This is a genomic window from Photorhabdus aegyptia, from assembly GCF_000612035.1.
In the GTDB taxonomy this organism is placed as follows: domain Bacteria; phylum Pseudomonadota; class Gammaproteobacteria; order Enterobacterales; family Enterobacteriaceae; genus Photorhabdus; species Photorhabdus akhurstii.
The window spans coordinates 36,509-53,853 of sequence record NZ_JFGV01000005.1; the positions used below are offsets into that span (position 1 = coordinate 36,509).

Below are 17,345 nucleotides of genomic sequence, written 5' to 3' on the forward strand. Positions count from 1 at the left end.
TAAAGCCATTTCTAGTTTTAAATTGTTTCTTTATGGTATTAAACATAGTCATATTTATATCGGCTTTATAATCTTATTATTATAAAACAATATAATGAATTTAATTTGAATTTGTATTGGTTCGTTTACGATATTTACATTAACGATATTATTTATTTGTTGAAAAATAGTGCGTTATGAATTACTTTAACCCAGACTTATATCTTCAAATAATTGAATATATAGGAAGGCTTGTAAATGTTGAATAAGTTACATTTGTAATTGAAATATTAGTTAATTATTAAGGTAAAGAATTTATTTTATAGGTAATTATCAAAGTAAACTTTTTTGATAATTGAAGGTTAATTTATTCATTTTATCTTTATAATTTTTTAATTTATTTTTGAAATGATTTTAATTAGATATTAATAGAGAATTAGATAAAATACAGGAGTGATTTAGTATTTATCCATAATTAAATAAAGTTAACGATTCCATCTTAAATGATGGAATTCAATGTCAGCCAATTAAAATTGCAGTCAATTAATAGAATTTATCTAAAAAACAGGGACAAAAATAAAATATTTTATTCCGGATTATAAGATGAATTATTTACTCCGTTGTCAGGAAAATTAGTGTCAAAAAATTGTTAATTAGTTGTTGTCAACCGGACTGTAGCATCCCGTATTTGAATGTCTTGAATTGATGTCAGATGTGTCCGTTTTTATTTCTTGGGGGCAAGAAGTAAGAAAGAAATATTGGTAATGGTTGTCAGAAATGACAGTTTTCAAATTTCTAACAGATTCGTTGAGGTAGTAAATGAAAGATAGCATTACTCAAGCAGGAAGTGCTTTTAAAGCTGAACTCCTCTCTCAAACATCAGAAAATATAACCAACGTAAATAACATTTTGCCACCGACTCAGAATGTAAAGAATATTCCCCAGACGTTTACATTCAGTGAATCATTTTGGTGTGAACGTCTTGCTGCTTTGCAACCCCTCCAATTACCTTTTGAAACCGCCGGAGAACAAGCGGAACCCAGTTGGGTAATCAGTGACTGGCAGCCGCCGTTGCCAAAAAATGGTGAAGAAGAGCCACTACGAACGTTGTTGCAGGCATTCGTTATCTATCTTGCGCGTCTGACTCAACAGACGACATTCCAAATTGGTTGGTGCGTGGATGGAGTAAACGATAAGTCGGCAGATTTGGTGCCGGTGGTGCCAATGGTCGTTGAGATGGAGTTTGATAAGCCCTGGCATGTGGCAGCGAACGGGTTGGATGGTGAGTTGGCCCGGTTGAGCCGGTACCACACATTTAGTCGAGATCTCCTCGCGCGCGCTCCTTCATTGTGGGCTATTCCGGTGTTGACAACTCATTGTCCGTGGCGGATAGCCGTTTCTGTCATAGCGGAAGATAGGCCGTGTGATCAGGTGCCACAGGGCGAATTACTGACGCTGCAAATCAATGCGCAGGGCGGTTTTCGTTGGATCTACGATGAAAATCGCCTGAGTACGGAAGTGGTTCTGCGCATGGGTGAACATTTACAGGTGCTGGCAGCGTCACAAAGACAGGGAGAGGAAATCCCTATCTGGCAGCTTAATTTGTTATCTGAAGCTGAGCGTACCTTGCTACTGGAAACCTGGAACGCCACGGAGACCCCTTATCCTGATCCATTATGTATTCATCAATTATTTGAGCAACAGGCAGAACAAGCCCCGCACGCCACGGCGTTGGAATATCAACAACAGACCCTCAGTTATGCGGAATTGAATACCCGTGCTAACCGATTGGCTCATCAACTGATTGCATTGGGCGTCACACCGGACCGGCGGGTAGCGATTTGTGTGGAGCGTTCCCCGATGATGGTGGTGGCATTGCTGGCAGTGCTGAAAGCCGGTGGGGCTTATGTGCCGCTGGATTCGACTTATCCGCGGGAACGTCTGGCATATATCCTGAGTGACAGTGCGCCGTCAGTGGTGCTGGTTGATGAAGCTGGCCGGGCGGCGCTGGGCGAACAGGCGCTGGTAGGCATGACGATACTGGACCCGAATATCCAACTTAACCAGCCTGACAGCAACCCGCAGATCCCGGCGTTGACGCCACAGCATCTGGCCTATGTGATTTACACCTCCGGCTCTACTGGGCAGCCGAAAGGGGTGATGGTGGAACATCAGGCAATTTACCAACGTTATCTGGGTTTTAATGACACCTATGCCGTCACTGCGCAAGACCGGCTATTGCAGTTTGCCGCGTTTGCGTTTGATGTTTCAGTGGAAGATTTCTTTTCGTCATTATGCAACGGGGCCACACTGGTTATCCGGGATGATAGCTGGCTGGCTTCGATACCAGAATTTGTGGCCTTAACCCGGCAATATCGTATCACGGTGATGTCACTGCCGACTTTATTCTGGTCTGAACTGGCAGCCAGAGATCCTGGATTACCGCTGCCGGATTGTCTCCGGCTCATCATCATTGGGGGTGAGGCGGTGAAAAAGAGCGCCATTCAGGGGTGGTTTAAACAGGCAGGCCACCGGCCCCGGTTATTGAATGGTTATGGCCCGACAGAAAACACCGTGACGGTAACTTATAAGGATGTGCTATCCCCGGAAGATGCCCGTTCTATCGGCCGACCGGCTAAAAATGCCCGTATCTACCTGTTGGGCAAATATGGCGAACTGGTACCCGTAGGTTGCGTGGGCGAGATGTACATTGGCGGCGTGGGTGTGGCTCGGGGTTATCTCAACCGGCCAGCGTTGAGCGTGGAACGTTTTATGCTGGATACTTTTAGTCCGGTATCCGGCGAACGTATGTATCGTTCTGGGGATTTGGCCCGCTATCTGCCGGATGGTGACCTTGAATTTCTGGGCCGTAACGATGAGCAGGTTAAAATCCGTGGTTTCCGAATTGAACTGGGGGAAATTGAAACCCGCCTGACGGAACATCCGGCGGTACAAGAGGCGGCGGTGCTGGCATTGGATGGCGATCAAGGCAAACGGCTGGTGGCCTATGTGGAGGCGGAAGCGAATGAGAGATTAGCGGCTGATTTGCGTGAATACCTGAGCGCCATTTTACCTGACTATATGGTGCCGGCGGCTTTTGTGCGTCTGGATACCTTCCCGCAAACTCCGAGTGGCAAGTTAGATCGCCGGGCGTTGCCAGCGCCAGGGGAAGACGATTTTGCCCGTCAGATTTATGAAGCTCCACAAGGGAGGGCTGAAATCACCTTGGCGGCTATCTGGCGTGAATTATTGGGCATTGAACAAATTAGTCGGCATGACAGTTTCTTTGCGTTGGGTGGTCATTCCCTACTCGGCGTGCAGATGATTGAGCGTTTGCGTCACTTGGGTTTGACGCTGACGGCGCGTGATCTGTTCCAGTCGCCGGTGCTGTCAGCATTGGCTCAAACGTTGGGACAGCATCAGGCTGTGATAGTGCCGCCTAACGTCATCACGCCAGCCACCACGGCTCTAACGCCGGAGATGTTGCCGCTGATTGATTTGATTCAGACTGACATTGACCGCATCGTCGAGCAGGTACCGGGGGGAATGACGAATATTCAGGATATCTATGCGTTGTCGCCGTTACAGGACGGTATCCTGTTCCACCACCTGTTGGAACAGGAAGGCGACCCCTATTTGGTGCTCTATCCGGTGGCTTTTGCTAACCGCTCTTTGCTGGATCGTTATCTGACGGCAGTACAACAGGCGATTGATCGCCATGATATCTTGCGGACGGCTTTTATCTGGCAAGGATTGTCAGTCCCGGCGCAGGTGGTCTTGCGCCGGGCACGGTTGTCTGTGGCAGAGCTAACCTTAGATCCGGCTGACGGCCCAGTCATTGACCAGTTAACCCGGCGTTTTGATCCCGCGCAGTATCGTCTTGACTTGCGTCAGGCGCCGCTACTGCATTTTGTTATCGCCCAAGAAACCGATGGCCGTTGGTTCTTACTGGAATTACAACATCACTTGATCGGTGACCATGAAACGATGGAAGTGATGCACCGTGAAGTGCGGGCCTATTTTGCCGGACAGGGGGAGCATCTGCCGGCGCCGGTGCCGTTCCGTAATCTGGTGGCCGAGGCCCGGTTGGGAGTGAGTCAGGCAGCGCATACCCATTTCTTCACCGATATGTTGGCGGCAGTGGATGAGCCAACGTTGCCGTTTGGGCTGACAGGTGTGCATCGTGATGGATCTCAGAAGACCGAATCTCACCGGATGTTAGCTCCTGAGTTAAATGATCGTCTGCGCAGTCAGGCTCGGAGTTTGGGCGTCAGTCTGGCGGCGTTGTGTCATCTGGCCTGGGCGCAAGTGTTATCGCGTACCAGCGGACAGGAAAAAGTGGTGTTTGGTACCGTCCTGTTTGGACGCATGGCCGTGGGGGAAGGAATGGGGTTGTTCATCAATACCCTGCCGCTGCGGCTGGATATGGATGAGACCCCGGTACAGGACAGTGTGCGGGAGGCGCATCTGTGGCTGGCTGAATTGTTGGAGCATGAGCATGCACCGTTGGCGCTGGCTCAACGTTGCAGTGGAGTTGATAGCGGTACGCCGCTCTTTAGCGCCCTGTTGAACTATCGCCATAATGAGCAGCCCGATCCTTTGGATGAAACAATGGCCGGAATTGAATTCTTGGGCGAACAGGAGCGAACTAACTATCCGTTTGTGCTGTCGGTAGAGGATGGCGGTTCTACTCTGGGGCTGACGGCTCAGGTCGTGCAACCGTTTGATCCGGAAAGCCTATGCGGTTATATGCAACAGTCACTGGAGAGTTTGGCGGCAGCGCTGGAGCAAACCCCGGAAATGCCCGTTCGGGTATTGGATATCCTGCCGGAAGCGGAGCGTACCTTGTTGTTAGAAACCTGGAACGCCACGGAAACCGTCTATCCTGAACAGTTATGTATCCAGCAGTTGTTTGAACAACAGGTGGAGAAAACCCCAACGGCGACGGCGCTGATAGCCGGAGATAAAACCCTGAGCTATACAGAACTGAATACCCGTGCTAACCGGCTAGCTCGTCAGTTAATCGAACAAGGGATTTGTCCCGGTGATCATATTGCGCTTTTGCTAGAGCGATCGATAGAACTGGTGGTAGCTCAATTGGCTATTCTTAAAGCCGGTGCCGTTTACGTGCCGGTTGATCCCAGTGTGCCGGATGATCGGAAGAATTGGCTGATAAATGACTGTTCAGCTAAGTTGCTGATTACTGATGAACAATCTGAGATTCCTGTCGGCCTTTTGGTTCCGTTGTTTCGTTTCTCGGATGAGACAGACACGAGCAAAGAGGCAGATTCCCTCAACCCTGATTTACCGCATTCCAGCGCCGATTTAGCGTATATCATGTACACCTCCGGTTCTACCGGTACACCTAAAGGGGTATTGGTACCCCATCGTGCAGTGGCACGGTTGGTTATCAATAATGGTTATGCCGAAATCGGTCAGGATGATCGGGTTGCTTTTACAGCTAATCCTGCTTTCGATGCCAGCACATTTGAAGTCTGGGCGCCGTTACTCAATGGCGGAGCATTAGTGGTTATTGACCGCGCCACGTTATTAACACCACAGGAGTTAGTGCGGGTTTTACAGGCCCACCAGATCACGCTTCTGTGGCTGACTATCGGGTTGTTTAACCGGCTGGCGGCAGAGTTATCTCCGGTTCTGCCGCAGATTAAGATCCTGATTTTCGGGGGAGACATACCCGATTTACATGTGATTGCTCAGGTTCTGGATAATCGTCCGCCACAACAATTATTGCAGGCTTATGGTCCGAGTGAGGGAACCACTTTTACCACCATGTATCCTATTGCGGCATTAGCGCAGGGAGTGACTCGCATCCCCATTGGTCGGCCGATAGCCAATACACGTATTTATCTGCTGGATGCTTATGGTCAGCCGGTACCGTCAGGTGCAATTGGTGAGATTTATGTAGGGGGAGATGGAGTGGCCTGCGGTTATCTTAATCGCCCTGACCAAACTGCTGAACGTTTCCTGACAGATCCATTTAGTGATCAACCGGATGCGCGTATGTATCGGACCGGGGATTTGGCCCGTTATCTGCCGGATGGCAATCTGGAATTTCTGGGCCGTAATGACCAACAGGTTAAAATCCGCGGCTTCCGTATTGAACCGGGGGAAATTGAGAATCGTCTAGTGGAGCATCCGGCGGTGCGAGAGGCGGCGGTGTTGGCGTTAGGCGATGGGCCGGAAAAACGGCTGGTGGCCTATGTGGCGGCAGAAGCCCATGAGGGGCTGGCGATGAGTCTACGTGATCACCTGAGCGCCATTTTACCGGATTACATGGTGCCGACAGCCTTTGTGCGTCTGGATGGGTTTCCACTGACTCCGAACGGTAAACTGGATCGCCGAGCGCTCCCAGCACCGGACAATGAAGCTTTGGCCCGTCAGGTTTATGCTGCGCCGCAAGGCGAAATGGAAATGGTTCTGACAGCGATTTGGCGTGAATTACTGGGGATTGAACAGGTCAGCCGGTATGACAGTTTCTTTGCACTGGGCGGCCACTCGTTGTTGGCTGTGCGGATGGTTGAACGCTTGCGTTACTTGGGGTTGACGCTGGCAGTGCGCGACCTGTTCCAGTCGCCAGTGTTGTTTGAATTAGCACAAACACTGGGGCAGCAACCGGTTATGGCGGTGCCGCCGAATGTGATTACGCCAGCGACGACGAAAATTACCCCAGAAATGTTGCCGCTGATTGATCTGACTCAGGCTGAGATTGACCGTATCGTCGGGCAGGTGCCGGGCGGGATGACTAATATTCAGGATATCTATGCCTTGTCGCCGTTGCAGGACGGTATTTTGTTCCACCATTTATTGGCAAACGAAGGCGATCCCTATCTGGTGGTCAGTCAGATGGCCTTTGCTGATCGCTCTCTGCTAGACCGTTATTTGGCGGCGGTGCGACAGGTGATTGATCGTCACGATATTCTGCGTACCGCCTTTATCTGGCAAGAGTTGTCAGTACCGGCTCAGGTAGTCTGGCGTCAGGCATCCTTGTCGGTGACTGAGCTGGCGCTGAACCCGGCTGATGGCCCGATTTGTGATCAACTGGTTCAACGTTTTAACCCCCGTCATTATCGTCTCGATTTGAGTCAGGCCCCGCTGTTGTGTTTTGTGGCGGCACAGGAGACCGATGGCCGCTGGTTGTTACTGGAATTGCAGCACCACCTGATTGGCGACCATACCGCAATGAAAGTGATGAACCGTGAAGTGCAGGCGTACCTTGCCGGACAAGGGAATAGCCTGCCTGACCCGGTACCGTTCCGCAATCTGGTGGCGCAGGCCCGGTTAGGAGGGTATCAGGAAGCGCATACCCGTTTCTTTACCGAGATGCTAGCGGAGGTGGATGAGCCAACGCTGCCGTTCGGGCTGACGGATGTGCATCGTGATGGATCTCAGGAGATAGCGTCCCATCGGCTGTTGACGGCCAGCTTGAATGATCGTCTGCGTAGTCAGGCTCGGCGTTTGGGAGTCAGTCTGGCGGCGTTGTGTCATTTGGCCTGGGCGCGGGTATTGTCGTGTACCAGTGGTCAGGAGAAAGTGGTGTTTGGCACCGTGCTGTTTGGGCGCATGGCGGCGGGAGAAGGGGCAGACAATGGCATGGGGTTATTTATTAATACCCTGCCGCTACGGCTGGACATCGATGATACGTCGGTACGAGACAGCGTACAGGCAGTACATACCCGGCTGGCGGGATTGTTGGAACATGAACATGCTTCACTGGCGCTGGCTCAACGATGCAGTGGGGTTGCCAGCGGTACGCCGCTCTTTAGCGCCCTGATGAACTACCGCCATAATGATCAGTCGGCTTCCTTGGATAAAATGATGGAGGGGGTTGAATTCCTGGGCGAACAGGAGAGCACTAACTACCCCTTTGGGATGTCGGTGGAGGACGATGGCGCTACATTGGGGTTGATCGCTCATGTGGTGCAACCGTTTGATCCGGGAAGTCTATGCAATTATATGCAGCAGGCGCTGGAGAGTTTGGCAGAGGCCCTTGAGCAGGCTCCAGAGACACCAGTATGGGCACTGAATATCCTGCCGGAAACTGAACGCACATTATTACTGGAAACTTGGAACGCTACGGAGACCCCATATCCAGAGGCGTTATGCATTCATCAGTTATTTGAACAACAGGTGGAGAAAACCCCGGAGGCCACGGCACTGGTGTATCAAGAGCAGACACTGAGTTATGCCGAGTTAAATGCCTGCGCCAACCGGTTGGCCCATCAACTGATTGCATGTGGTGTAACGCCGGAACAACCGGTGGCGATTTGCGTGGCCCGCTCACCGGCGATGGTGGTGGCGTTGTTGGCGGTGTTGAAAGCCGGTGGAGCCTATGTGCCGTTGGATTCAACTTACCCGGCGGAGCGTCTGACGTATATCCTGAATGACACTGCCCCATCAGTGGTCTTGGCTGATGCGATCGGACAGGCCGCACTGGGTGACGAGGCATTGGCCGGGCTGACGGTAATTGACCCGACTATCCAGCCTGACCAACCGGACAGCAATCCATCAGTGGCTGGATTAACGCCACAGCATCTGGCTTATGTGATTTACACCTCCGGTTCAACCGGGCAGCCGAAAGGGGTGATGGTAGAACATCAGGCGGTGTATCAACGTTATCTGGGGGTTAATGAACCCTATGCCATCACCGCGCAAGACCGGGTATTGCAATTTGCCGCGTTTGCGTTTGATGTTTCAGTGGAAGAGTGTTTCTCGTCATTATGCAGCGGCGCCACGCTAGTGATTCGCGATGATAGCTGGCTGGCTTCAATGGCGGAATTTATTGCTTTAGCCCGGCAAAGCCGTATTACGGTAATGTTTTTGCCGACCTTATTCTGGTCTGAACTGGCGGTCCGAGACAACGGATTACCGCTGCCGGAGTGTCTCAGACTGATCATCATTGGCAGTGAGGCGGTTAAAAAGAACGCTATTCAGGATTGGTTTAGGCAGGAAGGCCACCGACCTCGGCTATTGAACGCTTATGGTCCGACGGAAAATACCGTGACGGCGACCTGTAAAGAAATCTTATCCCCGGCAGATGATCGTTCTATCGGTCGACCGATTAGAAATACTCGTGTCTATCTGTTGGACAAATACAGCCAACCTGTGCCATTGGGCTGCGTGGGCGAAATGTATATTGGGGGCGTAGGTGTGGCACGGGGTTATCTGAACCGGCTGACATTGAGCGAAGAACGTTTTATGCCAGATTCCTTTAGTCCGGTGTCCAATGCGCGAATGTATCGCACCGGAGATTTAGCGCGTTATCTGCCGGACGGTGAGTTGGAATTCTTCGGTCGTAACGACCAACAGGTTAAAATTCGCGGCTTCCGGGTTGAACTGGGGGAAATTGAAACTTGGCTGGTGGAACATCCGGCGGTACAGGAAGCGGCGGTGCTGGCGCAGGATGATGAGCTGGGCAAACGGCTGGTTGCTTATGTAGCGGCACAAGCGCATGAGAAATTGACGGCTGATTTACGCGAACACCTGTGCGCAGTTTTACCTGACTATATGATACCGGCGGCCTTTGTGCGACTGGATAGCTTCCCGCAAACGCCGAATGGCAAGCTGGATCGCCGGGCGTTGCCGGCACCGGGGGAGGCGGCGTTTGCCCGTCAAGTTTATGAAGCCCCGCAAGGGAAGATAGAAACGATGTTGGCGGCTGTTTGGTGTGAGTTACTGGGCGTTGAACAGATTAGCCGACATGACAGCTTCTTTGCATTGGGCGGCCACTCCTTACTCGCCGTGCGTATGATTGAACGATTGCGGCGTGTCGGTCTGGGTGTATCAGTACAAATGCTATTTCAGCATCCAACACTCCGTGTTCTGGCACAGTCTCTGGTTCAGCATGATGAAATCCGCGTGCCTGACAACGGTATTACATCGGATACAACGGTGCTGACACCTGAAATGTTGCCGCTGATTGATTTAACTCAGGCTGATATTGACCGCATCGTCGGACAGGTACCGGGTGGGATGGCGAATATTCAGGATATCTATGCACTGTCGCCATTGCAGGATGGTATTTTGTTCCACCATTTGTTGGAGAATGAAGGTGATACGTATCTGTTAGTCAGCCAGATGGTCTTTGCTGATCGGGCGCTGTTGGATCGCTATTTGGCGGCGATTCAACAGACCATTGATCGGCACGATATCTTACGTACCGCCTTTATCTGGCAAGGATTGTCAATGCCGGCGCAGGTGGTCTGGCGTCAGGCTCCATTGTCAGTGACTGAATTGACGCTAAACCCGGCTGACGGTCCGGTCAGTGACCAGTTAACCCGGCGTTTTGATCCCGCTCACTATCGTCTTGACCTGAGTCAAGCCCCGTTACTGCGTTTTGTTATCGCGCAGGAAACGGATGGTCGTTGGTTGTTACTGGAATTGCACCATCACTTGATTGGCGACCATGAAACGATGGAAGTGATGCACCGCGAAGTGCAGGCGTATCTGACAGGGCAAGAGGAGCGCTTGCCGACGCCGGTTCCTTTCCGCAATCTGGTGGCGCAGGCTCGGTTGGGTGTCAGTCAGGAAGAACACACCCGCTTCTTTACCGAGATGTTGGCAGAGGTGGAGGAATCGACGCTACCGTTCGGGTTGACGGAGGTACATCGTGATGGTTCGCAGGTGACGGAATCCCACCGGATGTTGGTTCCTGAGCTAAATGATCGTTTGCGTCGTCAGGCTCGATGTTTGGGCGTCAGTCTGGCGGCGTTGTGTCATCTGGCTTGGGCGCAGGTGTTGTCCTGTACCAGTGGTCAGCCGAGTGTCGTATTTGGTACGGTGCTGTTTGGCCGTATGCAGGCGGGAAGCGGTGCTGACAGTGGCATGGGGTTGTTTATCAATACCTTGCCGTTGCGGCTGGATATCGATGAGACCCCAGTGCGGGATAGCGTACAGACTGCACATATCCGACTGGCCGGATTATTGGCGCATGAGCATGCTTCACTGGCGCTGGCTCAACGTTGCAGTGGGGTTGCCAGCGGTACGCCACTGTTTAGCGCACTGTTGAACTATCGGCACAATGCTTTGTCGGCAATGTCAGATGAACTGATCAGCGGTATTGAATTTCTTGACGCACAGGAGCGAACTAACTACCCATTTGTGCTGTCAGTGGAGGATTTTGGCGAATCTCTGGGGTTGACGGCTCAGGTCGTGCAACCGTTTAAGCCGGAGAGCCTATGCGGTTATATGCAACAGGCGCTGGAGAGTCTGGCGGAAGTTTTGGAGCAAGCGCCGGAGACACCGATACGAGCGTTGAATATCCTGCCTGAAACGGAACGCACACGGTTGCTGGAAACCTGGAACGCTACGGAAACCGCCTATCCTGATGCGTTATGTATTCATCAATTGTTTGAGCGGCAGGTAGAGAAGACCCCGGAGGCGACGGCGCTGATAGCGGGAGATAAAACCTTAAGCTATACGGAACTGAATACATGCGCTAACCGATTGGCTCATCAGCTAATCGAACAGGGAATTCGTCCGAATGACCATGTTGCGATCCTGTTAGAGCGCTCGATGGAGCTGGTGGTGGCCCAATTGGCGATTCTTAAAGCCGGTGCTGTTTACGTGCCGGTTGATCCCAGTATGCCGGATGAACGGAAAAATTGGCTGATAAGTGATTGTTCCGCTCGGTTGCTGCTTACCGATACACGGACTGATATTCCGGCTAACTTGACTGTTCCGCTATTGCGTCTCTCGGATGAGAAAAGTGCGAACAGAGAACAAGATCGTATCAACCCTGATTTGCCGCGTTCCAGCACCGAGTTAGCGTATATCATGTATACCTCCGGTTCGACCGGCACACCCAAAGGGGTTTTAGTGCAGCATCGTGCTATGGTTCGGTTGGTCATTAATAATGGCTATACCAACATCGGGCCGGAGGATCGGGTGGCCTTTACGGCTAATCCGGCTTTCGATGCCAGCACGTTTGAAGTTTGGGCGCCGTTGCTTAATGGTGGTGTTTTAGTGGTTATCGACCGCGCCACCTTATTAACGCCACAGGAGTTAGTACTGACGTTACAGGAGCGCCGCATCACAGTTTTATGGCTGACTATCGGGTTATTTAACCGGTTGGTGGCAGAGTTATCTCCCATTCTGCCGCAAATTAAGATCCTGATTTTCGGAGGAGATATCCCCGATTTACAGGTGATTGCTCAAGTTCTGGATAATCGACCGCCACAACAACTCTTGCAAGCCTATGGTCCGAGTGAAGGGACCACTTTTACCACCATGTATCCTATCGAGGCGTTACCGCAGGGAGCGAGCCGGATACCTATTGGTCGGCCAATAGCGAATACACGGGTTTATGTGCTGGATGCGTATGGTCAGCCGGTACCGCCGGGTGTGATCGGTGAAATTTATGTCGGTGGCGATGGGGTCGCTCAAGGTTATTTGAATCGCCCTGAGTTAACCGCCGAACGTTTCCTGATCGATCCATTCAGTGATGAATCTGATGCTCGTATGTATCGCACCGGGGATTTGGCCCGTTACCTACCGGACGGTAATCTGGAGTTCCTGGGCCGAAATGACCAGCAGGTGAAAATCCGAGGGTTCCGCATTGAACCGGGAGAAATTGAGGCGCGTCTGGTGGAGCATCCGGCGGTGCGTGAGGCGGCTGTATCGGCGCTAGGTGATGGGTCGGATAAACGGCTGGTGGCCTATGTGGTCGCGCCCGAGGATGACGGGCTGGTGAATAGTTTGCGTGATTACCTGAGCAAAATTTTGCCTGACTATATGGTGCCGTCAGCTTTTGTACGTCTGGATACGTTTCCATTGACGCCGAACGGTAAGTTGGATCGTCGGGCGCTACCGGCACCGGACAGTGAAGCCGTTGCTCGTCAGGCTTACGTAGCGCCGCAAGGCGAAACGGAAATGACGCTAGCGGCGATTTGGCGTGAATTACTGGGGATTGAACAGGTTAGCCGGTATGACAGCTTCTTTGCGTTGGGCGGCCATTCACTACTCGCTGTACGTATGATTGAACGCCTGCGTCACTTGGGGTTGACGCTGGCGGCGCGTGATCTGTTCCAGTCTCCGGTGCTGTCAGATCTGGCGCAAACGTTGGGACAGCATCAGGCCGTAATCGTGCCGGGTAACGTGATCACCCCGGCAACTACGATGCTGACACCGGCAATGTTGCCGCTAATTGATTTGACCCAAACTGACATTGACCGCATCGTCGGGCAAGTGCCGGGCGGGGTTGCCAATATTCAGGATATCTATGCCCTGTCGCCATTGCAGGACGGTATTTTGTTCCATCACCTATTGGCAAACAAAGGGGACCCCTATTTATTAACCGGTCAGATGGTCTTTACTGAGCGGACTTTGCTGGACCGTTATCTGGCGGCGGTGCAACAGGTGGTTAATAGACACGATATCCTGCGTACAGCCTTTATCTGGCAAGGATTGTCAGTGCCCGCCCAAGTAGTTTGGCGTCAGGCATCTTTGTCGGTGATTGAGCTGACACTAAACCCAGCCGATGGACCGGTTAGCGGGCAATTGGCTGAGCGTTTTGATCCCCGTCACCATCGTTTAGACCTGAACGAAGCCCCGTTATTACGCTTTGTGATAGCACAGGAAACCGATGGCCGTTGGATTGTACTGCAATTATTGCATCATTTGATTGGCGACCATACCACGTTGGACGTGATGAATCGTGAAGTCCAGGCTTATCTGGACGGGCAGGAGGAGAGCCTGCTAACGCCGACGCCTTTCCGCAATTTGGTGGCGCAGGCCCGGTTGGGGGTAAGTCAGGAAGCGCATATCCGTTTCTTTACTGACATGTTAGCCGGGGTGGATGAACCTACGCTGCCGTTCGGATTGACGGAGGTGCATCGTGATGGCTCGCAGGTGACGGAATCGCAGCGGATGTTGGCGACTGAGCTGAATGACCGTCTGCGTGGTCAAGCCCGACGTTTGGGGGTGAGTCTGGCGGCTTTATGTCATTTGGCTTGGGCGCAGGTGTTGTCGCGTACCAGCGGACAGGAACAGGTGGTGTTCGGTACCGTAATATTTGGGCGTATGGCGGTGGGGAAAGGGGTTGATAGCGGTATGGGGCTATTTATCAATACCTTGCCGTTGCGGCTGGATATGAATGATACGCCGGTGCGTGATAGTGTACAGGCAGTGCATAGCCGGTTAGCGGGATTGTTGGAACATGAACATGCCTCACTGGCGCTGGCCCAGCGTTGTAGTGGGGTGCTGGATGGCATTCCATTGTTCAGCGCCTTGTTGAACTACCGGCATAATGATCAGCCAGATCCTTTGGATGGAACGATGGACGGTATTGAATTCCTTGGGGCGCAGGAGTTTACCAACTATCCGTTTGCCTTATCGGTGGAAGATTTTGGTGACGCACTGGGGCTGACGGCTCAAGTTATCCAGCCGTTTGAGCCTGAACGGGTATGTGGCTATATGCAGCAGGCACTGGAGAGCTTGGCGGCGGCACTGGAACAGACCCCGGAAACGCCGGTACGGACATTGAACATTCTGCCTGAAACAGAGAGTACGTTACTGTTGAACACCTGGAATGCGATGGAAACCTCGTATCTTAACCCGTTATGTATTCATCAATTGTTTGAACAACAGGTAGAGCAAAGCCCGGACGCGACAGCGTTAGTGTATGAGGCGCAAACGTTCAGTTATGCCGAATTAAATGCCCGCGCTAATCGGTTGGCCCATCAGCTCATTGCGCTAGGTGTAGAACCGGACCAGCGGGTGGCGATTTGCGTGACACGTTCACCGGCGATGGTCGTGGGATTATTGGCGGTGCTGAAAGCGGGCGCGGCTTATGTGCCGCTGGACCCGGAGTATCCGGGCGAACGTCTATCACATATTTTGATCGATGTCTCACCGGTTATTTTACTGGCTGATGCCGTTGGGCGTACTGTGTTGGGCGAAAACGTGCTGACCGGGCTGACAGTGCTTGATCCGAATAGATTGCCTGACCTGCCAGACAGCAATCCACAGATACCGGAATTGACCTCACGACATCTGGCGTATGTGATTTACACCTCCGGTTCGACCGGTACGCCAAAGGGGGTGATGGTTGAACATCGGCAACTGGTCAGTCAAATTACTTCTTTGAACATGAAGTGGTCGCTTAACGCATCTGACCGTATATTACAATTTTGCAACCCCTCTTTTGATGTTTGCGCATCAGAAATATTTTGCGCAATAACCTTGGGGGCACAATTAGTTTTGAGAACAGATCAGTGGCTCCTGAGCGCGCAGGAGTTCTGGCGTCTGTGCGAGTGTTATAAAATTACCTACCTTGCGATACCAGCCCAATTCTGGCGGATAATCTCAAATGTTAATGAAGGCGATATCTATCAGGGCCTAAGAATTATCTGCATTGGTGGGGAAGCGATACCTGATCATGAGTTACAACGCTGGCTATCGGTTCACGGTGAATACCCTGTTCTGGCTAATTGCTACGGTCCTACTGAGGCCACAATTACCACGACGACATCCTGCCTAAGCGAGGGGATGGGGCAGGCCAATATCATTGGTCGTCCGCTGCCGAATACCCGTGTTTACCTGCTCGACGTTCAGGAGCAGCCAGTACCGTTAGGCGCGGTGGGGGAATTGTATATTGGGGGAGCGGGTGTAGCGCGGGGTTATCTCAACCGTGCTGAACTGACTGCGGAATACTTCCTGACTGATCCGTTTGACGATAATCCAAATGCACGAATGTATCGCACCGGGGATTTGGTTCGCTATCTGCCGGATGGCAATCTGGAATTCCTGGGGCGTAATGATCATCAGGTGAAAATTCGCGGCTTCCGGGTTGAACCAGGTGAAATTGAGGCCCGGTTGGTGGAGCATCCTGCGGTAAGTCAATCTGTGGTGCTGGCGTTGGGGGAAGGGCAGGATAAACGCTTGGTTGCTTATGTAGTGGCGCAAGCGGATGAGAGGCTGGTGAATAACTTGCGTACCCACTTGAGTGTTATTTTACCTGACTATATGGTGCCGTCAGCCTTTGTGCGTTTGGACGCTTTTCCATTGACGCCAAACGGTAAGTTGAATCGTCATGCGTTACCGGAGCCGGGCAGTGAAGCGTTTGCTCGTCAGGCTTACGAGGCGCCACAAGGCGAAACGGAAACCGTATTAGCCGAGATTTGGTGTGAATTGCTAGGGGTTGAGCAGGTTAGCCGGTATGACAATTTCTTCGCGTTGGGCGGTCACTCGTTGCTTGCTATGCGAATGATGAATCTTGCCGCTGGCCGAGGGTTGATTTTTACACTGAATACTTTGTTCCAATTCCCGGTGCTGGCCGAATTGACCGCAAAAATCACCTCAGATTTATTGTCTCAGCCGCAAAGCAGCGCTATATCGGTGCGACCTGATGGAGCAGGATTGCCGCTGTTCTTTGTTCCCAGTGGCATGGGTGATTATTCTTATGTCTTCGGGCTGGCTCAACATATCCCGTCAGGCTACCCGATTTATGCGCTGCCTTGGCCATCGATCAGTGAAGAACCGATGTTAACGATGGAAGAGCAGGCAGCCAGAATGATCGCCTTGATGAAAGCCGTTCAACCGGCAGGCCCATACCAGATAAGCGGTTACTCTTCTGGTGGGATATTGGCTTATGCCATTGCTCAACAGCTTTTGAGTGCTGGCGAGCGGGTCAATTTCCTAGGGTTGATTGATACGCCTGCGCCTCATTATTTTGGTAAAGAGTCCATGCAGTCCAAACACCATTTCTTTACTGAGCTGGCCCGGCAGTCAGGGGAGGCGTGCAAAGAAGAGATTGCTGCGCTATACCGGCGAATTGATGAATTGGATTTGGTTCAGTTTATTGCTGCGGCGCAAGAATTGGCGTTGTATCCAGCAAATCAGCGTGCTGATGTGATTGCAAAATGTTGGCGGCAGATCGAACGTTACACACAAATCGTTGCCGATTATGAGCCGCCAGCATTAGCGATAACGCTGCATCAGTTCTATGCGGTAGAACCTTCTCCTGCTGTTTCTTTTGTGGTGGATGAAAAGCCAGAATCCGTGAACATAGAACCGTCGTTAGGTTGGGAGCGGGTAATGCCTGATACTTCACTTCAATTGATTGCTACTCCGGGTAACCATTTTAGTTTATTGGAGGATAATGAGAATAAAATCACTTTAGCTCAGATTTTGAATAGGGCGTTGGCAATCAACTATGACGAGGAGGCTTCGTAATACTGATATATTAAGGAAGTACTCAATTATTTAGTTCTAGTGTGATAATCCGGTATGTATTTATTATACCGGATTTTTTATGCATTAAAATAGAATAAGGGAAGTTATCATTCCCATATAAGTTATTTTTTTAGGTTTCTTTGTTATTATTGTTGCTATTTTATATTGTGTGAACT

1 protein-coding gene is annotated in these 17,345 nt (G+C 51.4%); it reads left to right on the forward strand.

Annotated features, from left to right (window positions below):
* The first annotated feature begins 798 nt into the window (after nucleotides 1-798).
* Nucleotides 799-17,169: a non-ribosomal peptide synthetase gene (locus BA1DRAFT_RS02515; protein WP_036775855.1), complete on the forward strand. Its 16,371-nt coding sequence runs from the start codon at nucleotides 799-801 to the stop codon at nucleotides 17,167-17,169.
* The last annotated feature ends 176 nt before the right edge of the window (nucleotides 17,170-17,345 follow it).

Excerpts from the sequence above, each read along its gene's own strand:
- BA1DRAFT_RS02515 (WP_036775855.1), top strand. The coding sequence starts at position 799 with ATGAAAGATAGCATTACTCAAGCAGGAAGTGCTTTTAAAGCTGAACTC.